Annotated in this window: 41 protein-coding genes; 25 read left to right on the top strand and 16 right to left on the bottom strand. The window is 63.2% G+C overall.

Annotated elements, in window-relative coordinates; all coding sequences use genetic code 11:
- Positions 1 to 46: 46 nt before the first annotated feature.
- The 7 genes from ACREP4_RS06635 to ACREP4_RS06605 all read right to left on the bottom strand — a co-directional run bounded on the left by ACREP4_RS06635 (position 47) and on the right by ACREP4_RS06605 (position 4,004).
- A complete protein-coding gene (locus tag ACREP4_RS06635; protein ID WP_431595390.1) occupies positions 47 to 589 on the bottom strand; it encodes a DUF3486 family protein in 543 nt (180 codons plus the stop codon).
- Positions 590 to 593: 4 nt separating this feature from the next.
- On the bottom strand, positions 594 to 854 hold the full coding sequence (locus ACREP4_RS06630; protein ID WP_431595389.1) for a hypothetical protein: 261 nt from the start codon (positions 852 to 854) through the stop codon (positions 594 to 596).
- A gap of 37 nt (positions 855 to 891) precedes the next feature.
- Positions 892 to 1,206 carry a hypothetical protein gene (locus ACREP4_RS06625; protein WP_431595388.1) on the bottom strand — a complete coding sequence of 105 codons (315 nt, stop codon included), beginning with the start codon at positions 1,204 to 1,206 and terminating at the stop codon, positions 892 to 894.
- Positions 1,207 to 1,518: 312 nt separating this feature from the next.
- Positions 1,519 to 1,950, bottom strand: coding sequence for a hypothetical protein (locus tag ACREP4_RS06620; RefSeq protein ID WP_431595387.1), 432 nt, complete (start codon positions 1,948 to 1,950; stop codon positions 1,519 to 1,521).
- Positions 1,947 to 2,648 (bottom strand): hypothetical protein, encoded by a 702-nt coding sequence (locus ACREP4_RS06615; protein WP_431595386.1) that lies wholly within the window; start codon positions 2,646 to 2,648, stop codon positions 1,947 to 1,949. Before ACREP4_RS06615 ends, ACREP4_RS06620 begins: the two co-directional genes overlap by 4 nt.
- Before the next feature lie 475 nt (positions 2,649 to 3,123).
- Entirely contained in the window at positions 3,124 to 3,528 is a 405-nt protein-coding gene (locus ACREP4_RS06610) for a hypothetical protein (RefSeq protein ID WP_431595385.1), read from the bottom strand.
- The gene (locus ACREP4_RS06605; RefSeq protein ID WP_431595384.1) at positions 3,525 to 4,004 is read right to left on the bottom strand and encodes a helix-turn-helix domain-containing protein; all 480 of its coding nucleotides are present in this window, start codon (positions 4,002 to 4,004) and stop codon (positions 3,525 to 3,527) included. The genes ACREP4_RS06610 and ACREP4_RS06605 overlap by 4 nt, the downstream gene beginning before the upstream one ends.
- A gap of 99 nt (positions 4,005 to 4,103) precedes the next feature.
- Between ACREP4_RS06605 and ACREP4_RS06600 the strand changes: the two genes are divergently transcribed.
- The 22 genes from ACREP4_RS06600 to ACREP4_RS06495 are packed head-to-tail and all read left to right on the top strand — an operon-like array spanning position 4,104 to position 14,717.
- Positions 4,104 to 4,331: a hypothetical protein gene (locus ACREP4_RS06600; protein WP_431595383.1), complete on the top strand. Its 228-nt coding sequence runs from the start codon at positions 4,104 to 4,106 to the stop codon at positions 4,329 to 4,331.
- Positions 4,328 to 4,636: a helix-turn-helix domain-containing protein gene (locus ACREP4_RS06595; protein WP_431595382.1), complete on the top strand. Its 309-nt coding sequence runs from the start codon at positions 4,328 to 4,330 to the stop codon at positions 4,634 to 4,636. Before ACREP4_RS06600 ends, ACREP4_RS06595 begins: the two co-directional genes overlap by 4 nt.
- A gap of 17 nt (positions 4,637 to 4,653) precedes the next feature.
- The gene (locus ACREP4_RS06590) at positions 4,654 to 5,568 is read left to right on the top strand and encodes a hypothetical protein (protein WP_431595381.1); all 915 of its coding nucleotides are present in this window, start codon (positions 4,654 to 4,656) and stop codon (positions 5,566 to 5,568) included.
- A 2-nt stretch (positions 5,569 to 5,570) separates the two neighbouring features.
- A complete protein-coding gene (locus tag ACREP4_RS06585) occupies positions 5,571 to 7,373 on the top strand; it encodes a hypothetical protein (protein ID WP_431595380.1) in 1,803 nt (600 codons plus the stop codon).
- Positions 7,370 to 7,537: a hypothetical protein gene (locus ACREP4_RS06580; protein ID WP_431595379.1), complete on the top strand. Its 168-nt coding sequence runs from the start codon at positions 7,370 to 7,372 to the stop codon at positions 7,535 to 7,537. The genes ACREP4_RS06585 and ACREP4_RS06580 overlap by 4 nt, the downstream gene beginning before the upstream one ends.
- Positions 7,534 to 8,715: an ExeA family protein gene (locus tag ACREP4_RS06575; protein ID WP_431595378.1), complete on the top strand. Its 1,182-nt coding sequence runs from the start codon at positions 7,534 to 7,536 to the stop codon at positions 8,713 to 8,715. The genes ACREP4_RS06580 and ACREP4_RS06575 overlap by 4 nt, the downstream gene beginning before the upstream one ends.
- Position 8,716: 1 nt before the next feature.
- The gene (locus ACREP4_RS06570) at positions 8,717 to 8,959 is read left to right on the top strand and encodes a hypothetical protein (RefSeq protein WP_431595377.1); all 243 of its coding nucleotides are present in this window, start codon (positions 8,717 to 8,719) and stop codon (positions 8,957 to 8,959) included.
- Complete coding sequence (locus ACREP4_RS06565; RefSeq protein WP_431595376.1) at positions 8,959 to 9,204, top strand: hypothetical protein; 246 nt, start codon at positions 8,959 to 8,961, stop codon at positions 9,202 to 9,204. The genes ACREP4_RS06570 and ACREP4_RS06565 overlap by 1 nt, the downstream gene beginning before the upstream one ends.
- On the top strand, positions 9,204 to 9,590 hold the full coding sequence (locus ACREP4_RS06560) for a hypothetical protein (RefSeq protein ID WP_431595375.1): 387 nt from the start codon (positions 9,204 to 9,206) through the stop codon (positions 9,588 to 9,590). The genes ACREP4_RS06565 and ACREP4_RS06560 overlap by 1 nt, the downstream gene beginning before the upstream one ends.
- On the top strand, positions 9,583 to 9,873 hold the full coding sequence (locus tag ACREP4_RS06555) for a hypothetical protein (RefSeq protein WP_431595374.1): 291 nt from the start codon (positions 9,583 to 9,585) through the stop codon (positions 9,871 to 9,873). The genes ACREP4_RS06560 and ACREP4_RS06555 overlap by 8 nt, the downstream gene beginning before the upstream one ends.
- Positions 9,866 to 10,093 carry a hypothetical protein gene (locus tag ACREP4_RS06550; RefSeq protein ID WP_431595373.1) on the top strand — a complete coding sequence of 76 codons (228 nt, stop codon included), beginning with the start codon at positions 9,866 to 9,868 and terminating at the stop codon, positions 10,091 to 10,093. The genes ACREP4_RS06555 and ACREP4_RS06550 overlap by 8 nt, the downstream gene beginning before the upstream one ends.
- The gene (locus ACREP4_RS06545; protein ID WP_431595372.1) at positions 10,090 to 10,521 is read left to right on the top strand and encodes a hypothetical protein; all 432 of its coding nucleotides are present in this window, start codon (positions 10,090 to 10,092) and stop codon (positions 10,519 to 10,521) included. Before ACREP4_RS06550 ends, ACREP4_RS06545 begins: the two co-directional genes overlap by 4 nt.
- Positions 10,522 to 10,566: 45 nt before the next feature.
- Positions 10,567 to 10,758, top strand: coding sequence for a hypothetical protein (locus tag ACREP4_RS06540; protein ID WP_431595371.1), 192 nt, complete (start codon positions 10,567 to 10,569; stop codon positions 10,756 to 10,758).
- A complete protein-coding gene (locus tag ACREP4_RS06535) occupies positions 10,748 to 11,371 on the top strand; it encodes a DUF3164 family protein (protein WP_431595370.1) in 624 nt (207 codons plus the stop codon). Before ACREP4_RS06540 ends, ACREP4_RS06535 begins: the two co-directional genes overlap by 11 nt.
- A complete protein-coding gene (locus ACREP4_RS06530) occupies positions 11,364 to 11,657 on the top strand; it encodes a hypothetical protein (RefSeq protein ID WP_431595369.1) in 294 nt (97 codons plus the stop codon). The genes ACREP4_RS06535 and ACREP4_RS06530 overlap by 8 nt, the downstream gene beginning before the upstream one ends.
- Entirely contained in the window at positions 11,657 to 11,866 is a 210-nt protein-coding gene (locus tag ACREP4_RS06525) for a hypothetical protein (protein ID WP_431595368.1), read from the top strand. Before ACREP4_RS06530 ends, ACREP4_RS06525 begins: the two co-directional genes overlap by 1 nt.
- 2 nt (positions 11,867 to 11,868) lie before the next feature.
- Positions 11,869 to 12,777, top strand: a complete 909-nt coding sequence (locus ACREP4_RS06520; protein ID WP_431595367.1) for a recombination-associated protein RdgC — start codon at positions 11,869 to 11,871, stop codon at positions 12,775 to 12,777.
- Between the two features lie 2 nt (positions 12,778 to 12,779).
- Positions 12,780 to 12,974, top strand: a complete 195-nt coding sequence (locus ACREP4_RS06515; RefSeq protein ID WP_431595366.1) for a hypothetical protein — start codon at positions 12,780 to 12,782, stop codon at positions 12,972 to 12,974.
- Positions 12,967 to 13,299, top strand: coding sequence for a hypothetical protein (locus ACREP4_RS06510; RefSeq protein WP_431595365.1), 333 nt, complete (start codon positions 12,967 to 12,969; stop codon positions 13,297 to 13,299). Before ACREP4_RS06515 ends, ACREP4_RS06510 begins: the two co-directional genes overlap by 8 nt.
- Positions 13,289 to 13,768, top strand: a complete 480-nt coding sequence (locus ACREP4_RS06505; protein WP_431595364.1) for a phage protein GemA/Gp16 family protein — start codon at positions 13,289 to 13,291, stop codon at positions 13,766 to 13,768. Before ACREP4_RS06510 ends, ACREP4_RS06505 begins: the two co-directional genes overlap by 11 nt.
- Entirely contained in the window at positions 13,768 to 14,364 is a 597-nt protein-coding gene (locus ACREP4_RS06500; protein ID WP_431595363.1) for a hypothetical protein, read from the top strand. Before ACREP4_RS06505 ends, ACREP4_RS06500 begins: the two co-directional genes overlap by 1 nt.
- The gene (locus ACREP4_RS06495) at positions 14,361 to 14,717 is read left to right on the top strand and encodes a Mor transcription activator family protein (RefSeq protein WP_431595362.1); all 357 of its coding nucleotides are present in this window, start codon (positions 14,361 to 14,363) and stop codon (positions 14,715 to 14,717) included. Before ACREP4_RS06500 ends, ACREP4_RS06495 begins: the two co-directional genes overlap by 4 nt.
- A 170-nt stretch (positions 14,718 to 14,887) precedes the next feature.
- Here the strand turns inward: ACREP4_RS06495 and ACREP4_RS06490 are convergent, their stop codons facing one another.
- The 4 genes from ACREP4_RS06490 to ACREP4_RS06475 form a co-directional block, all read right to left on the bottom strand.
- Positions 14,888 to 16,321 carry an amino acid permease gene (locus ACREP4_RS06490; protein WP_431595361.1) on the bottom strand — a complete coding sequence of 478 codons (1,434 nt, stop codon included), beginning with the start codon at positions 16,319 to 16,321 and terminating at the stop codon, positions 14,888 to 14,890.
- 152 nt (positions 16,322 to 16,473) lie between these two features.
- A complete protein-coding gene (locus ACREP4_RS06485) occupies positions 16,474 to 16,830 on the bottom strand; it encodes a DUF488 domain-containing protein (protein ID WP_431595360.1) in 357 nt (118 codons plus the stop codon).
- 251 nt (positions 16,831 to 17,081) lie between these two features.
- Entirely contained in the window at positions 17,082 to 17,705 is a 624-nt protein-coding gene (gene leuE, locus ACREP4_RS06480) for a leucine efflux protein LeuE (protein WP_431595359.1), read from the bottom strand.
- Between the two features lie 15 nt (positions 17,706 to 17,720).
- Positions 17,721 to 18,266: a nucleoside 2-deoxyribosyltransferase domain-containing protein gene (locus tag ACREP4_RS06475; protein ID WP_431595358.1), complete on the bottom strand. Its 546-nt coding sequence runs from the start codon at positions 18,264 to 18,266 to the stop codon at positions 17,721 to 17,723.
- A gap of 79 nt (positions 18,267 to 18,345) precedes the next feature.
- Here ACREP4_RS06475 and rmuC point away from each other — a divergent pair, with 79 nt between their 5' ends.
- The 3 genes from rmuC (at position 18,346) to ACREP4_RS06460 (ending at position 21,180) form a co-directional block, all read left to right on the top strand.
- Positions 18,346 to 19,884, top strand: coding sequence for a DNA recombination protein RmuC (gene rmuC / locus ACREP4_RS06470; protein ID WP_431595357.1), 1,539 nt, complete (start codon positions 18,346 to 18,348; stop codon positions 19,882 to 19,884).
- 161 nt (positions 19,885 to 20,045) lie between these two features.
- Positions 20,046 to 20,591 carry a glutathione peroxidase gene (locus tag ACREP4_RS06465; protein ID WP_431595356.1) on the top strand — a complete coding sequence of 182 codons (546 nt, stop codon included), beginning with the start codon at positions 20,046 to 20,048 and terminating at the stop codon, positions 20,589 to 20,591.
- Positions 20,592 to 20,709: 118 nt separating this feature from the next.
- Positions 20,710 to 21,180: an N-acetyltransferase family protein gene (locus tag ACREP4_RS06460; RefSeq protein WP_431595355.1), complete on the top strand. Its 471-nt coding sequence runs from the start codon at positions 20,710 to 20,712 to the stop codon at positions 21,178 to 21,180.
- A gap of 63 nt (positions 21,181 to 21,243) precedes the next feature.
- Here the strand turns inward: ACREP4_RS06460 and ACREP4_RS06455 are convergent, their stop codons facing one another.
- The 5 genes from ACREP4_RS06455 to ACREP4_RS06435 all read right to left on the bottom strand — a co-directional run bounded on the left by ACREP4_RS06455 (position 21,244) and on the right by ACREP4_RS06435 (position 24,580).
- Positions 21,244 to 22,245, bottom strand: a complete 1,002-nt coding sequence (locus ACREP4_RS06455) for an MlaA family lipoprotein (RefSeq protein ID WP_431595354.1) — start codon at positions 22,243 to 22,245, stop codon at positions 21,244 to 21,246.
- A 1-nt stretch (position 22,246) separates the two neighbouring features.
- Positions 22,247 to 22,555 (bottom strand): STAS domain-containing protein, encoded by a 309-nt coding sequence (locus ACREP4_RS06450; protein ID WP_431595353.1) that lies wholly within the window; start codon positions 22,553 to 22,555, stop codon positions 22,247 to 22,249.
- Positions 22,545 to 23,213, bottom strand: a complete 669-nt coding sequence (locus tag ACREP4_RS06445) for an MlaC/ttg2D family ABC transporter substrate-binding protein (RefSeq protein ID WP_431595352.1) — start codon at positions 23,211 to 23,213, stop codon at positions 22,545 to 22,547. The genes ACREP4_RS06450 and ACREP4_RS06445 overlap by 11 nt, the downstream gene beginning before the upstream one ends.
- The gene (gene mlaD / locus ACREP4_RS06440) at positions 23,210 to 23,740 is read right to left on the bottom strand and encodes an outer membrane lipid asymmetry maintenance protein MlaD (protein WP_431595351.1); all 531 of its coding nucleotides are present in this window, start codon (positions 23,738 to 23,740) and stop codon (positions 23,210 to 23,212) included. Before mlaD ends, ACREP4_RS06445 begins: the two co-directional genes overlap by 4 nt.
- A gap of 90 nt (positions 23,741 to 23,830) precedes the next feature.
- On the bottom strand, positions 23,831 to 24,580 hold the full coding sequence (locus tag ACREP4_RS06435) for an MlaE family lipid ABC transporter permease subunit (RefSeq protein ID WP_057635999.1): 750 nt from the start codon (positions 24,578 to 24,580) through the stop codon (positions 23,831 to 23,833).
- Positions 24,581 to 24,671 lie beyond the last annotated feature (91 nt).

The raw sequence follows: 24,671 nt of genomic DNA, 5'->3' as shown, positions 1-24,671 counted from the left end.
ACATCTGTGCTGGCGGTATCGGGGACGAGCGTTCGTGCCAGGTCCGTCATGCGGCGATGCCAAGGATCTTGGCGCGCAGTGCTGCCGCCGCTTCAGCGGAAAGACCGCCGCTGCTGACGATCTGATCCACTGCCGCAGCAGCTGCTTGGACCTTGGCCCGCACTTCCATGCCCCACTTATTCCGGGCCACGCTGGCGCGGGTCAAGGTGGCGATGTTCTTGGCGGCCTTGCCAAGGATTTCTACACGCTTGGCGGCATCGTCTTCCTCGGTCGCTTCGTCCAGAGAGAGCAAGGCTTCGAAGATCCCAGTCTGCAGCAGGCTGATGATCGCGCCGCTGCGTTCGTCCGCATCGTCCGGCGCTGCCTGGGCAATGAGTCGAGCGGCCTCTGTGCTGGCCGTGATGGTGGCCAGCTTGCGCTTCAGCTGCTTGCCGCGTTCACCGATAGCACTCTTGCCGATCTCATAGCCTTGCTCGGCAAGCCATTCGGAGAGCTGGACATAGCCGGAGAAGCCGCTGGCAACGAGCTTAGTTTCCAGCTCGGCGCGCACGCCTTCTGGCAGTTGGTCGATCTTGCTCGGCGGTGGCATGGCGTCACCAGTACTTTTCGGGCCGGGCAATGCCCGGCTCGCAATCGACGGTGTATTCAACGATGTCCGTACCCAGTCGGGTCAGATCAGACCACCAGCGACCGGATGGCTCCTTGCGCAACTTCACCAGGCGGCGGTCTTCCAGATAGTCCAGAATTCGCCGGAGCTCCAGAGCGGTGGCATCCGGATACATCGTTTGTGCGGTCGCCAGGAGAACCTCCTCATACGCGCCGTAGGGCCGAGCATGGTTGAGGGCCAGCAACATCAGCCAACGCACCGTTTCGCGCCGTAACTTTTCCGTGTCAACTCTCACGCTTAGCCCCCTGTATCTGAACGTTCCGAAGCTCGCTGCTGATGGCATCGAGCTTGGCTTCGATGACCGTCTGCCCTCTTATGTAGTCCTCCCGCCGCACATACTTCTCAGCGAGTTCCGCTTTCAAAATAAGCAGGTCGCGTGAGGTTTCGCGCCATTCCCTGCTGTCCTCGGTGAAGCTCCCCAAGCGGTCGTCAATGCGCCGCTCGAACTGCATCAGCAGCAGCTTGCCCAGACCGGTAAACATCCCGATCAGCGTCAGCGCCAGGGTGATCAGGTGCCATAGCTCGAATTCCACTTTCACGGTTCGGCCCCGCTCGCAGTGATAGCCCCATGCTGGCTCACCTGGTGCGACAGAAACGGTTCCAACCTGCGTGGATTCAAGGGTGGTTGGAGAGTTGCGTTCAGGGTGATCTTTGCGGTAGTCGCCCTGTCCTCATTGGCCCGGTCAAGCACGGCTTGCCACGCTGCTTCGCGTAACAGTGTGTCGAAGACACACGGCGTCGCCTTGCCGGTCGGCAGTTTGCAATCGAGAGGCGGCGGCGCTGGTGCCACCAGCGGCGCGGTGAGCGCTGCGGGTATCGCCGCGTATTCCACGACTGGAACTTCGATCAGCTCAGTCCGGACGAGGGGCTGTTGAGTCGCCCCACAGGCGGTCAGCAATAGCAGCGCACACAGGAAGGCGCCGAAGCGCATTGCAGTTTTCATCGTTGGAAGCCTCGGTCTTGATGCGTTGCTGAAGCTGCTCTGCCTTCAGTTTTAGTCCGGCGATGCGGTCGGCACGTGTAGCCAATTCCTCTTGAGCCAATAGCCCAATCCGATTTCGGCGCTCCCGCTCCGACCGCAACGTCTCCTTGAGGGTGCGCAAAGTTGCGACCTCGCCATTGGCGCGCAAGGTTTCTGCAGACTTCTCCGCGTCCAGCTTTTCCACCTGGGCAACCAGATCCGCGACCTCGCCATTGCGAGAGGCGTGGCCGATAGCGGCACCACCGCCGATCAGGGCCGCAAGGACCAGAAACACACCCACAATCTGGCCGCCCAAGTTCACGGTGCTACCGCCCGACGGGCGCGACGCAGCCGCAGAAATGCATACAAGCTGGCGCCGATGCTGACCGCCACGGCGACAATGACCGCGACGCGGACTGCACCTGGAAGCCCGCCTGTGGCTGATGCCACTGCGTTGAAGGACTGAAGCGCAGGAAGAAGCGTGTTGACGCCTTCGACCACTGCAGCGGTACCACCTGCAGTCAATGCCGTGACGGTGGCGGCTTGAGCTGCCTTGGGTGTTGCAACCAAGGCTTCGCCGCCAGGCTTGATGACGCCGGCCAGCCGCAGGCCTTCCTCGATCACATCGGCGCTGTACGGCTGCACCCCGTTTTCGTGCTTGATGATGGCCTCTACCAGGGGCCGCAGAACGGCATAGCTGTGCGTGTTGATACGTTCGCCGGGAGCGACGCCAACGGCGCGAGCCACCTGCGCCACGTAGGCGCCCGTGTCGTTCTCCGAGGGAGGAGCCCAGCGATTGATGATCTGCTGGACGGTGTGGCAGTTGTGCCGATCCTGATACGTGATCAGCAGAATGCACATCGCACGGATGCCCCACTGAGCTGACGCGAACACCTCGAATCGCTTCTCGGAACGCTGCTCATTCGTCATCTTTTCGACCGGCATGCGGCCCTGCCACTTGTTCAAGGGGCTGCGGTCGATGTTGCCTGGATTGAAATTGCGAATGCCGCGCGTTGCCATGACCAGCTCCTGTTGGAAGGTGGCCGACGACACGGGACGAGGACCGTGCCGCCGACCTGGTGCGCCCCCCACGAACGCACCAACAGGCATCAGTCTCTGCGCCGGTCAGGCGCAGGTCATTTGAACGAGTTCACAGGATTTCTTCGCGCGCGCGCGAGAGAGTGCGCGGGAACTGAGGTGATCGAAGCAATGATGATCTTCTTGATTTCCGGTCTGAAACGACGAAGGCCACCGCTAAGCGGTGGCCTTCAGTGGGTATCGGCAAAGGGTTATGCCGAGAGCTTGTAGTCGAAGGTGATTCGTTGGCTCAGCTTCCCCGGCGCGGAAAGCAGGAAGGACACCCTGCCTGGACCTGGAATATCTGGTCTTCCAGGTGTTTTGCTTTTGAAGGACAGACTGATAGCGCTTGCCGTCTCTCCAACCTCAAGCCCTTCGATAGCTGGCTTGTCGTCAACCCACACGAACTTAAAACTCCTCACTGTTCACCATTCCTTTGCAAAAGCACTGTTGCTTCGATCGCGGGAGTTGTCATCAATCGCTGCTGCTCGCTAGGCGGCAACGTCACTCCATCCAGTTGGAGGATGCGCTGGAAAGTCCCATCCGTGTTGAACACCAGCACAGCGCGTCGGCTGGTCGAACTGCTCTTGCCAGTCCACATGCTGCCTTTGGCTTCAACGTACTGCCAGGTGTAAGCAACCGCACCGCTTTGGCCCACAGCGGAACCGACCGGCTGCGTTCCGAGCAGCACGACAGCCTGCGGCAGCGTCGTTTGGTTGATCTGCAGCTGAGTGAGGTTGTTGGTATTGAAGTCATCGCCGATGGTCGACTTGGCACCCGCCAAGAGAATCACTGCCACCAGGGCCAGAAGAATCTTCTTCATTTCGTTGCTCCTTTCGTTGTGCGTTTCCGTTCGCGGTTTGGCTTTGGTGCTTCCTTAGCAACTTCGTTTTTAGAGCGCTCCGCGATCTCATCGATGACAAAGCCGTTGATCGTGGCCATGAGCAATGCGGACTGTCCAAGGGCGGCGCCTACCAGCACATCCCTGACAAGTACCTGGTAACGAGGCGGCAGCTCCAGCGACGTCGCCTTCTGCGATGCGTCCGATAGCAACTGCATCCGCTCACCCAGCGCCACGTCTTCGGGCCGCTGGAATATCGGCAGCTCGCCCGTCGTGAGGAACACCGGCCGGACGTGCAGTTTTTCCACCAAGTCGCGCATCTCCTGGGAGGAGAGCTTTTTAACCCGGCCGCTGGTGAGGCTTTTCACTCGATCGATAGACACGCCAAGGGCTTCAGCCAGATCGGCCTGTCTATGCCCCCCTTCTTCCATGATTTGGCGGATGAGTGAAGAAATCACACGGAACCCCTTGCAAGGTGTAGTTTTTACACTTAGGATTGTTCGCAAGGTGTCAAAGGCGCTTTTCAACCCCCGGAACAAGAAACAAAAGGATAACCCATGAGTTCTACGGCTCCCGGCTTCGATCTTCACAACAGGGTTCGTGCCGGCTTCCTTCTGCAGGGCACCTCGTTGACGCAGTGGTGCCGATCAAACGGCACCCACATCTCCAATGCGCGCGGCGCTCTGCTGGGGACTTGGAACGGCCCGAAGGGCAAGGCCATGCGCAGCAAGATCGTCAAGGCCGCGCGCATCGAGAACATCGAACGGCAGGCGGTGGCGTCATGAGCGCGACCAACCAATCTGCGGTCCGTCGTGTCTTGCACCTGTTGTTCGTCCTGCAGGGCCACACGCTCGAAGGACTGCGGCTAAAGCAGATCGCCGATGCGATCAAAACCACACCTTCCACAGCATTGCGCGACCTCGAAGTACTTGCCGATGAAGGCATCGCCGAGCGTATCCCCGGTCGTGATGAGTACTGGCGTCTCTCCCCCCGATTGATCCAGCTGGCTCGCGCCCATGAGCAGGAAATTGCGCGTCACCGGCAGCGCCTGGAAGAGACCGAACAGCGTTACTCCCGCAACCCCAACTGACCAAGACGAGGCAACAGATGACTGACGTGAAGACGAGCGGCCGCAAGGCGGTAGCCAAGGCAGAGAAGGTCGGCCCTGAGTTCATCGGCAAGACGCCGGACGACGAGGCCCAGCAGCTGGAGGCGCTGCACGTGCGGCAGACACAGCTGGTGGAGCAGTTCGGTGATGGGCTGCCTTGGCACCCGGATCACTATGAGGCAGCAATCCGCAGCGAGCTGCGTCGCGGTTGCGAAGCTTTCCTCCGCGCCGGTCGCTACCTGATGGTGGCGCGCGAGTGCGCTGCGCACGGTGAGTGGGCGGGCATGCTGGATCGCCTGAGCATGGAGCCACGCCAGGCACAGCGGATGATGGAAGCCGCCCGCCGGGTTGCGCTGCTCCCAAATGCGTCGCGGGCGACGCATTTGATCGAGGCGACAGGCTCTCAATCGAAGCTGATCGAGCTGCTGTCTCTGCCTGAAGACCAGTTCGTCGAGCTGGCCGAGACCGGTACCACCGGGCAACTGGAGCTAGACGACGTCGACAGCATGACCCGCGATGATCTGCGGGCTGCCGTGCGCGAAGCACGCGCTGACAACGAGGCCAAAGACCAGCGGATCAGCCAGCTGTCGGACAACCTCAACAAGGAGCATGAGAAGACCGCCAAGGCGCAGCGCAAATGGAAGCAAGCCACGCCAGACGAACAACAGCTCCTGTTGGAACACGCGGTTACCGACGCTGAAGCCGCGATCATCGCCGACCTCGGCGGTGCGAAGAACGGCTTGTTGGCAGCGGTCGTTTTGCTGGGCGAGCACTGCGACACGAACAATCTCGACTGCAGCGCCTTCCTGGGCGATGTGTTCGGGCGGCTGCTCAATGCAGTCCGCACCGTGCGCGATCACAACTCGGTTCCGCTGTCGATCCCGGTCGTGCATGACGTTGGTGCGGAGGACTGATCATGTCCGCCGAGACTCTCATCAATGCGGCCGCCAGCGAATTGCTGATGGCACCGCACGGAAGCAAAGGCCGCATCGCGGCACAGCTGGCCGAGCAGATGGGTTGCTCGGTACAGACCGCCTACCGTCGTCTCAGCGCGGTGATGGGCAGCATCAAGCCCCGCAAGCGCCGGAGCGATGCAGGCGACATGTCGCTCACCCGCGAAGAGGCCCGCACCATCGCCGCCCTGGTTGAAGAGACGCGGCGCTTGACCGGCACGGGTGCGCTGCCCGTTGAGGATGCCGTGGATATTCTCCGCGCCAACGGCAAGATCGAGGCGGCGCGCATCGATAAGGGCACCGGTGAATGGTGCCAATTGAGCACGTCATCGATCTGCCGCGCTATCCGCCACTACGGCTTCCACCGCGATCAGCTCAGTGCTCCTTCTCCGGCCGCCAGGCTTTCTAGCCCTCACCCGAATTACCTGTGGCAGATCGATGCATCGGTCAGCCGCCAGTTCTATCTGGCTGACGATGGCACGCAAGTCATGGACAAGCGTGAGTTCTATCGGGGCAAGCCGGCGAACTTCACCAAGATTGCTGACCGCCGCTTGTGGCGCTACGCCTGCACCGACCATGCCAGCGGCTGCATAGAGCTGTTCTATGTCCTCGGGGCTGAGTCCAGCGCGAACCTGCTCACCTCGTTGATCCATGCGATGACGCAGCGCAGTGGCGGAACCATGCACGGCATTCCTTTGATGCTGATGATGGATCCAGGCAGCGCTGTAACCGCTGGGCCGACCCGCAACTTCATCAACGCATGCGGCATCGAGCTGATCATCAACGAAGTGGGCAATGCCCGTGCGAAGGGACAGGTCGAGAACGCCAACTACATCATTGAAATGCACTTTGAGGCTGCGCTTAAGACCCGCAAGCCTGTGACCTCATTGCAGGAAATCAACGAACTGGCGCAGCAGTGGTCCCGCGCCTTCAATGCCACGCGCATGCATACACGCACTGGCATGACCAGGCGTGACGGCTGGCTGCGCATTACCCAAGAGCAACTGGTTTTTGCACCGGCAATGGAAGTCCTGCGCCAGCTGGCAACGTCGGCGCCGAAGCCATGCACCGTGCGCGACTGCATGGTGCGATTCAAGGGTGAGACCTTCGATGTGCGGAACGTACCAGGGCTGATCAACGGCCAGCGCGTCGACGTCGTGGCGAACGCCTTAGATCCCGCAGGCAGCGTGCGAGTGCTGATGCCAGGTGAAACCAACACAGCTCCCGTCCACTACATCGCCCCGCGAATCGGCCGGGACACTTGGGGCTTCCTGGACACCGCCGCGCGCGTCGGAACCGAGTTCAAAGCGCCTCCGGAGACGCCCGCAGATGCAGCCCGCAAGGAACTCGAACGCGTGGCTATGCAGGTGGAAACCGATGCCGAAGCCGCCGTTGCGCGCAAGGCGAAGCGCTTGTTCATGGGCGGCACGATCGATCCGATGAAGCACCTGCGGGAATTGGAAATCGCCCCGAGCCTGCCGCGTGCTGGACGCACCTCAAGCGTCACTGCACCGGTTGTCGCGGAGCAGCGCATCGAGCCGGCGCCAGTGCGGGCTGAACTGCAAGCGCTGAACCACGTGGAAGCAGCCATGCGCCTCAAGCCGCTGGTCGAGCGTGCTGGCGTGACATGGACGTCGGAAATGTATGTGCGCACCGAACGGCGCTGGCCGCAGGGCGTACCTGTTGAACAAATCGAACCCTGGGCCGCAGAGCTGTCCACACCAGAGCGTGGCGGTCTCCGCATGATCGAAGGAGGTGTTGCATGAAAGACATCTATGAACGTCAGGGCTTTGCCCCGAACCAAGTGCCGGTCAACGAACAAACGCTGCCGACGGCTCAAAGCGTGGAGCGCATCCGCAAGGACATTGAGCGGATGACTGGACGCCCGATGGAAACCCGCACGCCGACGCAGGAGGACGGCCAGGCATGACCCTGCGCCTCAAAGCGATCCTGGTAGTCGCAGGCATCAAGCAGGGCGAATTGGCCGACGCCGTTGATCTGAGCCGCCCCGCATTGAGCGGATTACTCAACCACGACCACCTTCCTGCGCGATACGACCGTGACGTCGTAACCGCCGCGATCACCAAGTACCTGCAGGACCACCGCGCCCCCAACGCTGCGGATTGGAACAAAGAAGAGGCACCGCCGTGCGTCAACACGGCGGGCCTCGAATCCCCGACTGAAAACCCCGCTATCAACGAAATCACCGACGAGGACATCCAGATGCTACTCCGTAAGCACACCTTGACGCCGCAGGCCCGCCGGCACTTTGGCCTGAATGCAGATCCGTTCGCCGAGCCTACTTCGATCGACGAAGTGTTCCTGAGTTCGGCAATCCGCTACGTGCGGGAATCCATGTACCAGATTGCAAAGAATGGCGGCTTCATGGCGGTCGTGGGTGAGTCCGGCGCAGGTAAAACCACGCTGCGCGAAGAGCTGGTAGACCGCATACAGCGCGAGACGGCAGGCATCACCATCATTGAGCCCTACATGCTGTCCTCTGAAGACAGTGAGCAGAAGGGTAAGCAGTTGCGCAGCCAGCACGTCATCGAAGCCATCATGGCGAACGTTGACCCAATGGCGAAGACCAAAAGCAGCCCCGAGGCACGTTCCCGCCAGGCGCACGAATCGTTGCGCCAGAGCAGCCGCTCAGGTCACAAGCACGTTCTGATCATCGAAGAGGCACATAGCCTCTCGATGGTGATGCTGAAGCACTTGAAGCGCTTCATGGAGCTGAAGGATGGCCTGCGCCCACTGCTGTCCATCTTGCTGATCGGCCAACCCGAATTGTTGGTGAAGCTGAGCGCGCAGAACCCGGAGATCCGGGAGGTAATGCAGCGCCTTGAGATCATCACCTTGCAGCCGCTGGATGCAGACCTGGACGCTTATCTTCGTGCCCGCTTTGGCCGCGTAGGGCAGGTCTTCGACAAGGTTGTTGATGCAGCGGCGGTTGACGCTCTGCGTTCCAAGCTGACCCCGGCCAAGGCCGGCGCAGCGGGGACCATGCTCTATCCCCTGGCCGTTCACAACGCGCTCGCTGCAGCGATGAATAGAGCGGCAGACCTGGGCGTGCCAACCGTCACCGCTGACGTAATCCGGGGCGTCTGACATGCCGGTTCTCAACTACCACGCGGACCTGCCAAGCCAGCGCCAGTTCATTCGAGCGTTGATGCGCGACGCCGAGCTGCCCACGCGCCAAGTGACCGTCATGCACCGCGACATCTTCCGGCGTGCTGGTGTGTCTTGGACCGACGGGCAGGCGATGGACAACCTGCTGGATTCGCTGAACCTCCACGACCTGCATCGCCTGACCGACGAACTGCGCGATGACGACATCGAGGAAGACGACTGATGGCCATTCAAGGCTGGGGCTGGCCGATCCGTGCAGCCAAACCGCACTACTTCAGCGATGGCACATCGCTGTGCGGCAAGTGGGATCTGTATGGCGGGCCGCTCGAAAGCGGGCGCGCACGAAAAGACCACGACTGCCAGCTCTGTGCCAAGGCGTTCAACAAGAGCCCTGTCATGTCGGACGTGGTGATCGTCAGGACGTCCACCAGTTTGACCTGCAGCCAACGGTCGGAGGTCCGCCACTGATGCAACTTGCCCTGCTGCCCCAAGAGCTCTCCCCGGATTCGGTGCTCTCGGTGCTACAGGGCCGACGCGGCGCCGCCAATGGCATCACCGCCCGCGACCTGGTCCAGATGCTGACCCACCGCATCAACCAAGCCGACGAGCGAAAGCTGCGCCAAATCATCGAGAAGCTGCGCCGCGATGGTCACCCGATCTGCGCTCACCCCGCCTTCGGATACCACCTCGCTGCAGACCCCAAAGAACTGGATCGCGCCTGCTCCTTCCTGGTGGGGCGCGCCATGACATCGCTGCAGCAAGTAAGCGCCATGAAGCGCGTGGCGATGCCCGACTTGTACGGACAGATGGGCCTTCAAGCGCCTACTACAGACGAGGATCAGGATCATGAGTAACGATGCAAACGTGACCGCCGCAGCCTTGCGCGACGCCGCAGTCATCGCCGACGAAATGACCAACATGGGCGTGACCGTGTTGGGCAGTTACAGCAACGGCCGCCGGATCGTGCTGGTTGTCGACACGCCGCCGGTGTTCGTGCGCGGCGTGATGCGCCGCTCTTCGCCCAACGGCGTCGGCACCGACCGCGTGATGGCTGCGCCCTACAAGGGCGCCCAGTTGGAATGGATCGAACGTGATGGCCCCAGCGAATTGCAGCTGGCGGAGGTGGCACATGGCTGATTCCACCGAGTACCTGGTCATCCCGCTGGTGGCACTTGGCGCGGGCTCCCCTTTCTCCGACGAGAAGGCCGCATTGGACGCGGCTGCTACGAGGACCAGCAGCGACCGGACCCCCCGTGCAGTGGTCCAGGTCGTTGCCAAGGTGAAGCCGGATCCGCGCGTTGCCTTGGTGGTATCCCGTCCTGGCACCAGCGAGATCGCGCGCGAGGTGGCTCCATGAGCCGGATTTCCGCTGACAACGTAGAGCAGCTGCGCGAGGTGCTGGCCGACGGCGTTCTGTTGGGTGCGTCGATGCTGCTCAACCGCCTGGAAGACAAGGGCGTGCCGCGTTTCAAAGGGCACGCACTGGTCACCAAGGCAGCAGCTCTGGGCCTGATCAAACGTTTGGGGCTCGGCACGCCGTACCGGTACCAGCTCTGTGAGAACTGGACGCCCCCGCCTGCAGGAGTTGGTCGGGATACATACCAGCAGGCCGCCAGCCAACAGTACCAGGGGCCAGCATTCGGGCCTGCACAGCTGATACCCAGCGTCGGCTTGGTGTGCGGCTCGGCGGAGGAAGAAGAAGGCGAGCTGCCGCCAATGATCGGCGCACGGATCGCGGAGAGCATCCATCGCAACTTCGACGAAATTTTCCAACGGTGCGAGTGACGTATGCGCGCCGGAGGCCACCCGAGAAAAAGCAGGCTGCGCACCATGCGCTTCGTTCTTTGGGCGCAGCAACAGCCACCAAACAAGTTAACCCCGCAACTGATCTCGGGCGCTCTCGATATCAGCTTGCCAATGGCCCGCGAATGGCGCGCCGACTGGTTTGAAGCCATCAGTCCGATCAATGCCGGCGACCTCCCGGCCTACCAGCAACCCAAGGAAATGCACCATGACCGATAGAACCATCCACGAAGGATTCCGGCGAAACACACAGGGTCACCTGGTGCCGGAAGACCAGATCCGCCCCGTTGACCTCCTGCGCGATGCTCTGGTCCAGGAGTTGGTTGAGGGCGCAAAGCCGCTTCGCAAGAGGCTGGCCGAATACCGTCGCAAGGCTTTTGATGACATCGATGCGCTCGTCCAGATCAGTGGGGAGCAGTACGACGTCAAGCTCGGCGGCAACAAGGGCAACCTGACCTTGATGAGCTACGACGGCGAGTACAAGGTCATTCGCGCGATCTCCGAGACGCTGGTGTTCGATGAGCGCCTGCAGGCGGCAAAAGAGCTGATCGACGAATGCCTACGCGAGTGGACCGTTGACGCCAACCCGAAGGTCGCGGTGCTGGTGCAGGACGCCTTCCGGGTCACCAGCAATGGCGACATTCGCACCGGCAGTGTGTTGGGCCTGCGTCGCCTCAACATTCAGGACGAACGCTGGCTGCAGGCCATGCAGGCGATCAGCGAGGCCGTTTCGGTCATCGGCAGCAAGACCTACCTGCGTCTGTATCAGCGCGACTCCAAAGGCGCTTACCAGCCTATCTCCCTCGATATCGCGGCGGTGGATCATGAATGACAGGAACGATAGCTGGCTGGTGGAGCCGGTGCTGCTTGTCCTGCAGCAGCAGATCGCTGACAACGCGGTGCGTGCCGACATCGAGTGCTACGCGGCCTCCGTGATCGACGCCGACGGGAACCGGCTGTTCAACCTCCATCAGCCGCTGGAGGAAGGGGTGGATATGCAGATTGTCCATCAGGCGGCGACGTACATCGAGTTGCGAGGAGACGTGTTCCCCTGGCAGATGAAGCGTCGCATCGACGCACCGAACCTGGTGCAGTTCGTGGAAAAGGAGACGCAGTAATGGGTCAGGTCACGCTCAACTTCGATGACTCCATGAAGATCATCAACAACCCGGACGCAAGCCCTGATGCACGCATGATCGCTGCGGCCTTCATTGCATTCCATGAAGCCAACGGAAGCGCTGTAGATGCTGATTCCTCGACCAGGGCCATCGTCTTGAAGCTCAACCACATGACTGCCGCTGCGGTCTATGACGCAGAGGGAGGCTGACCATGTTCTTCAAGAACCTGACGATGTTCCGTTTCCCGGCGCCGCTGGACTTCAGCGCGTTGGCGGAGCTTCTGCCCCTTTGCGCCATAAAGCCGGTGGGGCCGCTGGAGATGTGCTCACGCGGCTTTATTTCGCCCTTCGGCCGCGAAGAAAAGGAGGTGCTGTTGCACCAGGTGGGCAACGCTATATGGATCACCACCGGAGCCGAGGACAAGATCCTACCGGCCACGGTCGTCAATGAGGCGGTGGCAAAGCGCCTGGAAGAAATCGCCGCCCGCGAAGGCCGGATCCCCGGCGGCCGTGCCCGCAAGAACCTGCGCGATGACGTGCTGCTTGAGCTGATGCCACGCGCCTTCGTGAAGCCGTCGCGGATCGACGCCATTGTCGATCTGACGCACCACCTGCTGGTGGTGGATACCGCCAGCAAGAAGTCCGCCGAGGCTGTTGCTTCGGACCTGCGCGGGGCGCTGGGCTCCTTCCCGGCCGTGCCGCTCAATGCGGAGGTCGCGCCACGCTCAATCCTCACGGCGTGGATTGCTGGCGAGCCACTGCCCGAAGGCCTGAGCCTTGGCGAAGCAGCCGAGCTGCGCGATCCGGTCGAAGGCGGCGGGCGCGTCAAAGTGACCGACAACGAGCTGCTCAGCGACGAGATCGAAAAGCACCTCGACGCCGGCAAGCAGGTCACCAAGCTGGCCCTGGTGCTGGAAGACCGGGTCAGCTTTGAGCTGGGCGACGATCTGGTGCTGCGGAAGGTGAAGTTCCTGGACGGCGCGCTTGATCAGTTGCAGAACATCGACGAGGACGGTCGTCGCGCTGAACTTGACGCCCGCTTTGTACTGCAGAGCGGTGAGATACGCCGGTTGTTCACCGTGCTGGAACAGGCGTTCAAGTTGTCCAAGGCGGAGGTCTGATCGTGCACACGCTGAGCAAAGCAACCGATGTGCTGGAAGTGGTGGACGCCGGAGGAAAGATCGTCCCTGGCGAACGCGATGGGCTGCTCCAACTGGTGGATAACGCCGGCAACCATGTCCCGGCCTGGCAGACGGCACTGAAGGCCGTGGCGAAGATCCGGAGCGGTACCACCGCCGGGGAGAGCGACCGTGGCTGAGAACATCATCGAAACCGTGGACCTGCCGGCCGACGTGGCACCCGGCGCGATGGGCCTGATGCAGCTGTCGGACATCTTCCAGCGTGCCGGCCACGTCAAGCTGGCGGCCTACCTGCGTCGCTGCGGCGATGTGGTGGCTGTGGCTCCAGCATCGACCTCGATGTCAACGGAGAGGCGCCATCGCATTCACGCGGCTATCGAGAATCTGCGTGCAGCGCTGGCCAACGACAACAGTCTGTGGCCGGAGCTTTGCGCGGTCATGGATTACCCAGGATTGGATCTGCTCTGGCAGGCGGTGCAACAGGAGGGCGCACGTGTCCGTTAAAACCCGCAACCGCCCGGCACCGGCCGAACAGATCCGCAAGCGCACGTTGGCGGCAATCCATGCCGGCGCCAACAAGCTGGGTCTGGCCGAGGATGTCTACCGTGACCTGGTCGAGCGGGTATCGGGCGAGCACGGCACGGCCGTGCGCAGCGCGGCCAAGTGCGACAAGCGCCAGCTCGATGCGATCGCCAACGAACTGCGCCGCCTGGGCGGCATGCCGGCACGGGCCGAGTACGCGGCCAAGAAGTGGTCCGGGCGCCCGAAGGGTGACCTGGCGCCGCAGGTGGCTAAGGTCGAGGCTTTGCTGGCCGATGCCCAGCGGCCTTGGGCCTACGCCCATAGCATGACCAAGCACATGTTCAAGGTGGCGCGGGTCGAATGGTGCAATGCCGATCAGCTCCAGAAGCTGATCGCCGCCCTGGAGTACGACGCCAAGCGGCGCGCTGCCAAGGCAGAGGGCGTGTCCTGATGCTGGCCAGCTGCCCGCATTGCGCCTTCCAGGCCGAGGTTGAGGCGTTCTTCATGGACGACGATGGCAAGCGCCTGGCGGCTGTTGTGGCTGAACTTCCCCCGGAGTGCGGCCGCGCCGTGCTTGCTTACCTGCGGCTGTTCAAGCCGCATAAGACCAGCCTGCGCGCAGCGCGGGCCGTCAAACTGTCCCGCGAAATCGCGGACCTGATCAAGACCGGCAGCGTCTGTAAGGACGAGCGCAGCGGAATACGTCGCCCCGCGACGCCTTCCATGTGGGCCCTCGGGATCGAGCAGATGCTCTCCCAGCGCGATCGCCTGAGCTTGCCGCTGGAAAGCCACGGGTACCTGCGTGCGGTGGTCTACGGCATCGCCGACTCGGCCGATGCCATCACCGAACGCCAACGGGAAGAGGATGCCCGCAAGGGCAAGCACCTTTCTCCAGCGATGGGCATCACGCCGTCGCCGAACGAGGAAACGCCCCTGCAGCGCCAACTGGCGTGGATCACGCGCAATGCGGAGCTGGGCATGATCACCCCCGAGCAGGCCGAACAGGAGCGGGCCAGCGCCCGCCAGAGGTACGGAGTCCAGGCATGAACCCGATGGCAATCCGTCGCAATGAGCTGTTAACCGAAGCCGCCGAGCAGGCGGCTGATGCTGCTCGGGAGCTGGGATTGACCAAGGAGCGAGCCGACCAGATCGGCGCCGCCGTCGCAGACCGGCTCGCGGAGAACTGGGCGGGCCAGGTGCTGTCCTTCCCCAAGGACCACGCCTACAGGCTGAGCCTGCGCGACCGTGAGATACTCGCCGCCCGCCGCAATGGCGCTGGCTACGGCGAGCTGTGCAGGCAGTACGACATGACCGAGCGCGGCATGCGCAAGCTGATCGAGCGCGCCCAGCTGCGCGACCGGGACTTCAATCAGATGGGCCTTTTCCAGGACGCTCCTTAATTGCATGTCCTGCAATGATGTTGCACGGCGGCTTTTTTTCTTCCGCCTTCTTCCGGGTTCTTCCGGCTAGATATCCCAACATCACCCCTGATATATCTCACCCCTGAACACCCACAAAAAAAGAGCGGGCCGAAGCCCGCTCTTTCACCTTATCCACAAACCGCTGTGGATTATTTTCGGCCCAGCACCGCATTGCGGCGGCTGTACAGCACATAGACCACCAGACCCAGCGCGTTCCATACCAGGAACCACAGCTGCGTGCTGGAAGGCAGGCTGAAGAACAGGTAGATGCAGCCCAGGATCGCGACCGGGCCGATGATCCATGCCAACGGCGCGCGGAACTTGCGCACGCGGCCCGCCTCGCGCTTGCGCAGCACCAGCAGGCACAGGCCCACGGCGGTGAACGCGGCCAGCGTGCCGGCATTGGCCAGCGCGGCAATTTCATCCAGACGCGCTACGCCCGCCATCGCCGCCACCAACACCGCGGTGAACAGGGTAATCACCACCGGCGTGCCGGTGCGCTGGTTGACCTTGGACAGCCCGCGCGGCAGCAGGCCGTCGCGCGACATCACGAAGAAGATGCGGCTCTGCCCGTAGAAGAACGCCAGCAGCACGGTCGGCAACGCAATGATCGCCACGATGCCGATCACCAGTGCCGCGGTGCCATGACCCAGTTCGCGCATGATCAGCGCCAGCGGCTCGGCGCTCTTGCCGAACACCGTGTAGCTCATCGCGCCGACCGCAGCGAATGCCACCAGCAGATAGATGATGGTGCAGCCGATCATCGAACCGACGATGCCGATGGACAGATCACGGCCCGGGTTCTTGGTTTCCTCGGCGGCGGTGGAAATGGCATCAAAGCCATAGAAGGCGAAGAAGATGATTGCCGCCGCCGCCATCACCCCGCGCTCGACGCCATCGGCGCTCAGCGATTTGGGGAAGCCATAGGGCATGAACGGCTGCAGGTTTTCCGGGTTGAATGCCGGCAGCGCCACGGCCACAAACACGCCCAGTGCGACCAGCTTCAACACCACCAGCACCGCGTTGAGCGTGGCGCTTTCCTTGGTGCCCACCATCAGCATGCCAGCCACCAGGAAGGTGATGACGATGGCCGGGACGTTGATGAAGCCGCCTTCCACGTGCGGGCCGGCGGCCAAGGCCTGCGGCAGCATCACATTCCAGCCGAAGGAGGTGTGCAGCCACTCCAGGAAGCCGACGAAGTAGCCCGACCAGCCCACCGCCACGGTGCTGACCACCAGCGAGTATTCCAGGATCAAACTCCAGCCCACCACCCAGGCGACGGTTTCGCCCAGCGCGCTGTAGCTGTAGGTGTAGGCGCTGCCAGCGGCCGGCATCATCGTCGACAGCTCGGCATAAGCCAGCGCCGCACAGGCGCAGATCACGCCGGCGATGATGAAGGACAGCAGCACCGCAGGGCCGGCCTTGTCCGCACCCACGCCAATCAGCGTGTAGATGCCGGTGCCGACAATGGCACCAATGCCCAGCGCAACCAGGTGGGGCCAACTCAGTGTGGGGATCAGCCGACGGCCTTCCTCATGTTCGGTGAGCTGGTCGATGGACTTGCGCCGGAGCCAGGATTGCATGCGGACCTCGCGGTTCGTGGTGATTCAAGAAGTCGGCGAGTGTCGCCGAATGCAGTGCAGCAAAGCCAGAAACATGCACGGTTTTACGGCCCCTTGGCGGCTGGCCCTGTCAGCAGTGACGGAATCGGCACAAAACCCGGAAGCGACCGCCACTATGAATGGCGGGGGTGAGCCAGCAAGTAGTCGCGCAGCGCCACGGCCTGGTTGCAGCGGGTGTCGCGAGCACCATAGACCAAGGTGATCGGCCCGGCGTCGAGCGCGTCCCGCAGCGGTTTGAGGTGCTGTGGACAAGTGGCCAGTTCCTGCCAGTAACGCTGCTGGAATTCGTCCCATCGCTCGGCGCGATGGTCGAACCATTGCCGCAGCTCGTTGCTGGGCGCGACGTCCTTCAACCAGGTGGCATCCAGGGCCTCGCGGCTGACACCCCGAGGCCACAGCCGATCGACCAGGAAGCGCGGGCCATCTGCGGCACCGGCTGCTTCGTAGGCGCGCTTGCAGTGGATGTGCATGGTGGGCCTCCGTTTGACGGCGGAATGGCGATGATCGCACCACGGAAGGCGCAGGGCTTGGCTTTAGCCCCTCTCCCTTTACGGGAGAGGGGTTGGGGAGAGGGTGGATCGAGGTGGAGATGCCTAAGTAGTCGCTTCATAGATCAGCTAAAAAGCAGCGCGCGCTGCGCGCCTTCCCCTCTTCCGCCCTACGGGCACCTTCTCCCGCAAGGGGAGAAGGGAAGTGCAAACCCAAACCCAAACCCAAACCCCTACTCAACCCCCAACCGCACCCCAAACACCACCAGGCAAACGCCTACTCCCCGGCGCAGCCATACACCAACACGCGGATACCCCGCCAAACGCCGTGCGATGAACTGGCCGCCGAAGATCAGCACCGAGCACCAACCCACGCTCAGGACTGCGATCAACACCGCCATCGTCGCCAAGGTCAGTGCGCCACGTTGCGTGGCCGGGTCGATGAACAGCGGGAAGAAGGCCATGTAGAACAGGATGGCTTTGGGGTTGAGCACGCCTACCAGCAGCGCCTGCCGGAACCAGCGTCGGCCGTGCTGCACGGCATCGCTGCCACTGCTCCCGGCGGCCGGCTCACGCAGCAGCTGGATGCCCACCCAGATCAGGTACGCCGCGCCCACATAGCGCAAGCCGGCGAACAACATCGGGTGCGCCTGCAGCAGCGCGGCCACGCCGGTGGCGGCAATGGCGATCAGGATCTGGTCGCCCAGCATCAAGCCGGCCAGCGTCGCGTAACCGGCGCGCACGCCGCCGCGTGCAGTGGCGGTGAGCAGGGTGAAGGTGCCCGGGCCGGGCAGCATCAGAAACAGGATGACGGCCACCACAAAGGTGCCCAGGTCGTTGATACCCATCCACGGCATGGTGTGGCTCCGGACTCAGCGCGCGCGCTGTTCGGCGATGCGCTGCTTCACCGCAGTGATCAGCGCCGGCAGGTCATCAAAACGCGGCACGCCATAGCGATCGCCGGTGATGTCCAGATTGCCCTTGCGCCAGAAACCGGCCGGCGCGGCCACCAGCAGTTTTCCCGAACGCGCGTACAGGCCGAATTCCAGCAAGGTGATCGGGCTCTGCGTGCCGGGCGTGAAATACATCAGCACGAGGTCGGCCTGCTCCAGCGCGGCCAGTTCCCATTCCACCTGGCGGCGGAACTCGGGTTCGTCGGCGTCCGGCCGCCAGGCCGGATTCCAGTCGGCGCGGCGCGGGTTGAGCATCAACACGCCCTCATCGGCCAGCGCCTGTTGCACCTGCTGCTGCCAGTCGCCGGCCTTGCCCATCTCGATGCTGCCGGCCAAAAACACCTTGGGCCGTGTGTCGTTGGCGGGCAACGCATCGGGCGAAGTGACGGTTTGCGAACTGGCGGCCCATGCCGACAACGGCAACAGGCCGTACAGGCCCAGCAACAGGGACGGTAGCAACTTCATGGGAATGGGCACTGCGTGGGGGCGTACATGATCGCAGATGCGGCGCAGCCGTTGAGACGCGGGAGGCTAAACTTCCCCCATGCAAACTGAAACCCTGATCCTGGCCGGCCTGTTGGTCGCCGTCATCGTGCTGCAGCTGGTGCTGCTGTTCCGTCGTGCCGACAACACCGTGCTGGAAAACGCATTGCGCGAAGAACAGCGCAACGGTCGCGGTGAACTGCGCGAGCACCTGGAGGCGATGACCCGCCAGCAGGACGCGCGCATGGATGGCTTCGGCCGCAACCTCACCGACTTGTCCACACGCACCGACCAGCGCCTGGATCTGCTGCGCGACAGCCTGACCGATGACGCCCGCAAGGGCCGCGAGGAAAACAGCAACGCCCAGCAGCAACTGACACAGCTGCTCGGTACGCGCCTGCAGGAAGTGCGCGACCAACTCGATGTCTTCGGCCAACAACAGCAGGTGCGGATGGAAGCCTTCGCCCGCCAGCTCGCCCACCTGCAGCAGGCCGTGCTGGAAGAAACCCGCAAGGGGCGCGAAGAAGGCGCACAGGCGCAGCAACGTTTCGGCGATCTGCTTGGTCAGCGGCTGCTTGAACTCACCCAACGCAATGACACCGGCATCACCGAAATGCGGAAGACGCTGGAAGCGCGCCTGAAAGACCTGCAGGGCGACAACGCGGCCAAGCTCGAACTGATGCGGCAGACCGTTGATGAAAAATTGCAGAGCACACTCAACACCCGCCTGGATTCTTCGTTCAAGCTGGTCTCCGAGCGGCTGGAGCAGGTGCAGCGCGGCCTGGGTGAAATGCAGCAGCTGGCGACCGGCGTGGGCGACCTCAAGCGCGTGCTGAGCAACGTCAAAAACCGCGGCGGCTGGGGCGAAGTGCAGCTGGACAACATCCTCGAACAAACCCTCACCGCCGAGCAGTACGCGCGTGGTGTGAAAGTGCGTCCGGACAGCGGCGAGATGGTCGACTTCGCGGTGCGTTTGCCGGGCCGTGGCAATGATGAAACGCCGGTGTGGCTGCCCATCGATTCCAAGTTCCCGCGCGAGGATTACGAGCGCCTGCTCGACGCGCAGGAAGCGGGCGATCAGGAAGCGGTGCGCACCACCGGCAATCAGCTGGAGCGCGCCATCCGTGTGCAGGCCAAATCGATCAGCGAGAAGTACATCGTGCCGCCGCACACCACCGATTTCGCGGTGATGTTCCTGCCCACCGAAGGCCTGTATGCCGAAACCATTCGCCGCGCGGGGTTGGTGGATGCCCTGCAGCGCGAGCACCGCGTGGTCCTCGCCGGCCCGACCACGTTCACCGCCTTGCTCAACAGCCTGCAGATGGGCTTCCGCACCTTGGCCATCGAACAGCGCTCCTCGGAAGTGTGGAGTCTGCTGGGCGCAGTGAAGGGCGAGTTCGGCAAGTTCGCCGGCATCCTCGAAAGGGCCGAAAAGCAGATCAACACGGTCGGCAAGAGCCTGGGCGATGCCAGCCGCAAAACCCGCACCATCGAACGCAAGTTGCGCGGTGTGGAGTCGTTGTCGTCCGACGCCTCACAGGCACTGCTGGGCGACCTTGGCGGCGATGAGGAAGGCGAAGAAGAAACCAGCGAGAGCTGAGCCGGCTGCCCGGTTGTGCCGGGCCATGTTCGTCACGGAGCGCTACCGGCAATGCCGCTGCCGAGCATGGCCTGGCGCTATTGAAAGTCGCACCAAGCGTGGTGTCAGCAAGCGTGCGTGCCAGCTATGCTTGCGCTCCATCACCCCACCAGGAACCTGCCATGACCGCTTCCGTATACGACACCGCACTGACCACCATCGACGGCGCTCCGGCTTCGCTGGGCGACTACCGCGGCAAGGTGCTGCTGGTGGTCAACACCGCCTCCAAGTGCGGCCTCACCCCGCAGTACGAAGGTCTGGAAAAGCTGTACCGCGAGAAGAAGGATGCCGGCCTTGAAGTGCTGGGTTTCCCGGCCAACAACTTCAATGGCCAGGAGCCGGGCAGCGAGGAAGAGATCAAGCAGTTCTGCGCGCTCACCTACGACGTCAGCTTCCCGATGTTCTCCAAGATCAGCGTCGCCGGTGCCGACACGCACCCGCTGTACCAGCAGCTCACCGCCGCGCAGCCGGCCGCCATCGGCGAAGGCCCGATGCGCGAGAAGCTGGTCGGCTTCAACATCGAACCGAATCCGGCACCGGGCGTGCTGTGGAACTTCGAGAAGTTCCTGATCGGCAAGGACGGCACCGTTGTTGCCCGCTTCTCGCCGGATACCGCCGCCGATGATGCAGGCCTGCGCGCCGCCATCGACACCGCACTGGCTGCGTAAGTTGTGTGCAGGAGCGGCAGACGCCGCTCCTGCCAACGGCAATGACCATCGCGAAAGTCGACGCAGTCATGTAGACCGCCGCCGTTGTTGCCACCGCTCCGTGGAAGATCGAAGCAACATGCAGATCCGCGCGTATCGACCTGAAGACTGGCCCCGGCTGTGTTTGATCCACGATCAAGCGCGGATGGACGAGCTGTGCGATGCCGGGCTGGCCGACGCATTCCTTCCGCTGCAGGTTGCCGCCGAGCGTGAAGGCCTGTTCGACTACACGGTGCTGGTCGCCGAGGACGCGGATGAAGTGTTGGGCTTCGTGGCTTTCAGTGACGATGAATTGTGTTGGTTGTACGTGGACCCGGCGTGCTATCGGCGAGGCGTTGGTGCTGCGTTGGTCAACGCGGCGGTTGCGTCGGCAGCTGGTGCATTGACCATAGAGGTGCTGGAAGGCAATGCGACAGCGCTGGCGTTTTACCAAGCCTGCGGCTTCCACGCGGTGCGCACGGCGCAAGGTTGGATGCCGGGCAACGAATCTTTTGCGGTGACCGTGCAGGTACTGGAGCAGACGCCGCTTCGTGGCCCAGCGCGTTCCTGAAAACAAGGACGTACAAAAAAGCCCGGGAAATCCCGGGCTTTTTGCGTGCAGACACCGTCGCGATCAATTGCCCCAGTTGGGCATCGGCATCGCATCGACCGGAATGGTCTGCTGCTCGTCATCATCATGCCTGCGGTCGCGGCGCAGATCCTTTTCGATCTGGTAGCTGCGGCGTTGCAGCCACGCATCGCGGGTGAGCGAGTACTCATCCACCGCGCTGTCACGCAGCGAATCGATCGACAGCAACTGCGCGCGCATGTCCACCAGCTGCAGGCCCTGCAGACCGATACGCACCTTGTCCATTTCGATCTTGCGCACCGGCGAAAGCGGGATGTCGCCGGCCAGGCCGAGCACGTCGCGCACGGTACGTGGGCCGAAGAACGGCAGCTCCACATAGCGCGACTGACGCCAGCCCCATGCGCCGAGCGTCTGGCCGAAATCTTCGCTGCGCTTGGGCACCATCGCCTTGCTGGCCGGATCGAACAGACCGCCGATACCGAAGGTGGAGTTCATCAGGAAGCGGCCCAACGTGTCCCATGCATCATCGGCATGGCCCTGCAGCAGTTGGTTGACCATGGTCAGCGGCGAACGCAGGTTGCTGAAGAAGTTGGTCACGCCGGTACGTGCGAACTGCGGCACCGCATGGGTGTACGCCGTTGCCAGCGGACGGGCGACCGCACGGTCGACTGCGTTGTTGAAACGGTGCACGCCGCGGTTGTACTTCTCCCACGGGTCGTAGGCCGGCGGTGCATCGCTGTCGCCATTGCCGGTCGCAGTGGACACCTGGCCGCCATACAGCGCGGCAAAGTCGTCTTCCGCAGCGGTGGGTGCGACGTCGCCGTTGGACGCGGCGTTGTCGGCCTGGGCAACGGCAACGCTGCCGGCATCGGCTGCAGCGCTCTGCACGTCGGCAGCAGGCTGCGGCGCGTCAACGGTGGCGGCCGTTGCAGCTGCAGGCGTCACCACGGTGGCGACCGGCGGTGCGGCGTCGCGTGCCGGCTTGCCGGCGCAGGCGGCCAGCAGGGCAACGCTGACAAGGAGGGGGAGGGTGCGGAGAAAACGCATGTCAGCTTCCTGCTGAAGAGGCATTGAAATCGAGGGACGGTGACAGCCGGTAGGCGGCACACAGTTCGTGCAGGCCAGCAGGCGTGCCGGTGATGCCGCCGCCGCCCTGCGTGTGCAGGCGCGCGGCCACTTCACTCAACAGCGCCAGGCCGGCGCTGTCGATGCGTTCGACCGTCTGCAGATCCAGCTGACGCAGCGGGCTAAGCCCTCGCGTCAGCTGCGGCCACAGCTCGGTCACCGCGTCGCGGTCGAGCACGCCGGCAAGATGCAGCGTGTCGCCCTCGACGCGGAAGGTCGCGTTACTTGCCACGGGGAGCCGGGCCTGCAGCGGCCTGCATGCTGCCGCTGCGCAGTTCGGTGGCCACCTGCTTGATCGACTTCTGTCGCAGCGGGGCATCGAACTGGTTCTTGAAGGTCTGCACGTAGGAGATGCCTTCGATCATCACGTCGAAGATCTTCCACTGGCCGTTGACGTCGCGCATCAGGTACTCGACCGGCGTCGGCTCGCTGCCGCCGCGCACCAGTTCGGTGGACACCTTGACGCCGCGGTTGCCCGGCAGCGCGGTTTCCGACTTGTAGCGGAAGCTGGGCTTGCCCTGGATGTCGAGCAACGTGGAGCCGTAACGCGACATCAGGTTGTCGGCCATCGCATCGGCAAACAACTTCACGTCGGCATCGGCGGCGCCACGACCATGCACGCCCAGCACCAGGCGGGCGGCGTAGTCACGGTCGAACGTGCGGCTCAGTTCGCTGTCGATGAAGGTGCGCAGGGCGGCCGGATTGGCGCGGAACTCGGCGCGACGGCTTTCCAGCGTGGTGAGGATGCGGCTGCTGGCATCCAGCACGGTGCGGCCGGCAGCCGACGGTTGTGCCGCCGTGGCGGCCGGGCGCGCCTGCGCCATGACCAGCGACGGTGCGGTGGCCAGCAGGGCCGAAGCGAGCACGGCGGTGAGCAGTTTCACTTTCATGGTTGCGGTTCCATTGCGGGCGCGTCTGCGCCGGGGGTTTCGTTGCCAGTGGCACCGGCAGCGTTGTTGCCGCCGCCGCTGAACATGTACTTGCCAACCAGTTGCAGCAGATCCACCGCCTGCTGGGTGAAGGCGATCTCGTCACCGGACTTCAGCGGCTCCGGATCACCGCCCGGCTGCAGGCCGATGTAGCTCTCGCCCAACAGACCGCTGGTGAAGATGCCGGCCGAGGTGTCGCCGGGCATGTCCTTGAACTTGCCGTCCAGCGACAGAGTGACGATGGAGTCGTATTTAACCGGGTCCAGCTGAATATCAGCCACTTGGCCGATGGTCACCCCGCCAATTTTCACTGGTGCCTGCTTGCGCAGCTGGCCGATCTGCGAGAAACGCGCAGTGAGCACGTAATCACCGCCGCCGGCACCGAAGCGCTGGTTGGTGGAAGCGACCGCCAACACCAGCAGCGAGGCCAACGCCAGCAGCAGGAAGGCGCCTACGGAAAATTCGAGTCGTGGTCCACGAATGGCCATGTTTTTTCACTCCTGATCCATCTGATGCTTCGCAGTGGGCGAAGCCGTTGTGTTTCTGCTCCCACGCAATCTGCGCGTGGCGTGGGTTGATTACTGGAAGAGCAAGGCCGACAGCACGAAGTTGAACATCAGCACCAACAGCGAGGCATTCACCACCGCGCGGGTGGTGGCCACGGAGGTGCCTTCGATGGTGGGCTCGGCGTGGAAGCCGACATACGCCGCCACCAACGCCGCGGTGCCGCCGAAGATCGCCGACTTGAGCAGGGCCACGGCGAAGTCGTCCCAGAAGTCGACGCTGCCGCGCAGGCCCGACCAGAACGTACCGTTGTCCTGGCCCAGCACATGCACCGCTTCAAAGTAGCCGCCGGCGATGGCCAGCGAGCAGAAGATGCCGGTCAGCAGCGGCACGGTCAGCACCGCCGCCCAGAAGCGCGGGGCAACGGCTTTGGCGATCGGGTCGATGGCCATCAGCTCCAGCGCCTTGATCTGGTCGGTGGCACGCATCAGGCCCAGCTCGGCGGCAATGGAACTGCCGGCGCGGCCGATGAACAGCAGTGCGGTCAGCACCGGCGCCAGTTCGCGGTACAGCGACAGGCCCAGCAGCGTGGACAGCGCATCGGAGGCACCAAACGTGGTCAGCGTGCGGTAGCCCTGCAGGGTCAGCACCAGCCCGACGAAGGCGCCGCCGACGGCGATGATCGGCAGTGAACGTGCGCCGATCTTGTAGATCTCGCGGGTCAGTTCGGCCAGGAAATCGCGGGTCGGCAACGAACCGCGGAGCACGGTCAGTGAGAACAGACCGGCGCGGCCGAGCGAGCGGATGGAGGAGGCGAAGGGCATCAGAGAGCGGCTCCTGGAGCGCGGAGGCTGCAGTGCTGGTTTCCCTTCTCCCGTTTACGGGAGAAGGTGCCCGAAGGGCGGATGAGGGGAG

Origin of the sequence: Stenotrophomonas sp. (genome assembly GCF_050737575.1) — a bacterium.
Taxonomy (GTDB): domain Bacteria; phylum Pseudomonadota; class Gammaproteobacteria; order Xanthomonadales; family Xanthomonadaceae; genus Stenotrophomonas.
Note: the sequence above shows the minus strand (reverse complement) of the source record. Positions and strands in the feature narration are given on the sequence as shown.

Coding starts and splice junctions, on each gene's coding strand:
- ACREP4_RS06545 (WP_431595372.1), top strand. CDS start 10,090: ATGAGCCGGATTTCCGCTGACAACGTAGAGCAGCTGCGCGAGGTGCTG.
- ACREP4_RS06540 (WP_431595371.1), top strand. CDS start 10,567: ATGCGCTTCGTTCTTTGGGCGCAGCAACAGCCACCAAACAAGTTAACC.
- leuE (WP_431595359.1), bottom strand. CDS start 17,705: ATGCCGTGGATGGGTATCAACGACCTGGGCACCTTTGTGGTGGCCGTC.
- ACREP4_RS06585 (WP_431595380.1), top strand. CDS start 5,571: ATGTCCGCCGAGACTCTCATCAATGCGGCCGCCAGCGAATTGCTGATG.
- ACREP4_RS06490 (WP_431595361.1), bottom strand. CDS start 16,321: ATGCAATCCTGGCTCCGGCGCAAGTCCATCGACCAGCTCACCGAACAT.
- ACREP4_RS06615 (WP_431595386.1), bottom strand. CDS start 2,648: ATGGCAACGCGCGGCATTCGCAATTTCAATCCAGGCAACATCGACCGC.
- ACREP4_RS06520 (WP_431595367.1), top strand. CDS start 11,869: ATGTTCTTCAAGAACCTGACGATGTTCCGTTTCCCGGCGCCGCTGGAC.
- ACREP4_RS06565 (WP_431595376.1), top strand. CDS start 8,959: ATGGCCATTCAAGGCTGGGGCTGGCCGATCCGTGCAGCCAAACCGCAC.
- ACREP4_RS06500 (WP_431595363.1), top strand. CDS start 13,768: ATGCTGGCCAGCTGCCCGCATTGCGCCTTCCAGGCCGAGGTTGAGGCG.
- rmuC (WP_431595357.1), top strand. CDS start 18,346: ATGCAAACTGAAACCCTGATCCTGGCCGGCCTGTTGGTCGCCGTCATC.
- ACREP4_RS06485 (WP_431595360.1), bottom strand. CDS start 16,830: ATGCACATCCACTGCAAGCGCGCCTACGAAGCAGCCGGTGCCGCAGAT.
- ACREP4_RS06465 (WP_431595356.1), top strand. CDS start 20,046: ATGACCGCTTCCGTATACGACACCGCACTGACCACCATCGACGGCGCT.
- mlaD (WP_431595351.1), bottom strand. CDS start 23,740: ATGGCCATTCGTGGACCACGACTCGAATTTTCCGTAGGCGCCTTCCTG.
- ACREP4_RS06630 (WP_431595389.1), bottom strand. CDS start 854: ATGTTGCTGGCCCTCAACCATGCTCGGCCCTACGGCGCGTATGAGGAG.
- ACREP4_RS06610 (WP_431595385.1), bottom strand. CDS start 3,528: ATGAAGAAGATTCTTCTGGCCCTGGTGGCAGTGATTCTCTTGGCGGGT.
- ACREP4_RS06530 (WP_431595369.1), top strand. CDS start 11,364: ATGAATGACAGGAACGATAGCTGGCTGGTGGAGCCGGTGCTGCTTGTC.
- ACREP4_RS06600 (WP_431595383.1), top strand. CDS start 4,104: ATGAGTTCTACGGCTCCCGGCTTCGATCTTCACAACAGGGTTCGTGCC.
- ACREP4_RS06435 (WP_057635999.1), bottom strand. CDS start 24,580: ATGCCCTTCGCCTCCTCCATCCGCTCGCTCGGCCGCGCCGGTCTGTTC.
- ACREP4_RS06590 (WP_431595381.1), top strand. CDS start 4,654: ATGACTGACGTGAAGACGAGCGGCCGCAAGGCGGTAGCCAAGGCAGAG.
- ACREP4_RS06595 (WP_431595382.1), top strand. CDS start 4,328: ATGAGCGCGACCAACCAATCTGCGGTCCGTCGTGTCTTGCACCTGTTG.
- ACREP4_RS06635 (WP_431595390.1), bottom strand. CDS start 589: ATGCCACCGCCGAGCAAGATCGACCAACTGCCAGAAGGCGTGCGCGCC.
- ACREP4_RS06555 (WP_431595374.1), top strand. CDS start 9,583: ATGAGTAACGATGCAAACGTGACCGCCGCAGCCTTGCGCGACGCCGCA.
- ACREP4_RS06570 (WP_431595377.1), top strand. CDS start 8,717: ATGCCGGTTCTCAACTACCACGCGGACCTGCCAAGCCAGCGCCAGTTC.
- ACREP4_RS06560 (WP_431595375.1), top strand. CDS start 9,204: ATGCAACTTGCCCTGCTGCCCCAAGAGCTCTCCCCGGATTCGGTGCTC.
- ACREP4_RS06460 (WP_431595355.1), top strand. CDS start 20,710: ATGCAGATCCGCGCGTATCGACCTGAAGACTGGCCCCGGCTGTGTTTG.
- ACREP4_RS06535 (WP_431595370.1), top strand. CDS start 10,748: ATGACCGATAGAACCATCCACGAAGGATTCCGGCGAAACACACAGGGT.
- ACREP4_RS06525 (WP_431595368.1), top strand. CDS start 11,657: ATGGGTCAGGTCACGCTCAACTTCGATGACTCCATGAAGATCATCAAC.
- ACREP4_RS06575 (WP_431595378.1), top strand. CDS start 7,534: ATGACCCTGCGCCTCAAAGCGATCCTGGTAGTCGCAGGCATCAAGCAG.
- ACREP4_RS06550 (WP_431595373.1), top strand. CDS start 9,866: ATGGCTGATTCCACCGAGTACCTGGTCATCCCGCTGGTGGCACTTGGC.
- ACREP4_RS06495 (WP_431595362.1), top strand. CDS start 14,361: ATGAACCCGATGGCAATCCGTCGCAATGAGCTGTTAACCGAAGCCGCC.
- ACREP4_RS06455 (WP_431595354.1), bottom strand. CDS start 22,245: ATGCGTTTTCTCCGCACCCTCCCCCTCCTTGTCAGCGTTGCCCTGCTG.
- ACREP4_RS06475 (WP_431595358.1), bottom strand. CDS start 18,266: ATGAAGTTGCTACCGTCCCTGTTGCTGGGCCTGTACGGCCTGTTGCCG.
- ACREP4_RS06445 (WP_431595352.1), bottom strand. CDS start 23,213: ATGAAAGTGAAACTGCTCACCGCCGTGCTCGCTTCGGCCCTGCTGGCC.
- ACREP4_RS06580 (WP_431595379.1), top strand. CDS start 7,370: ATGAAAGACATCTATGAACGTCAGGGCTTTGCCCCGAACCAAGTGCCG.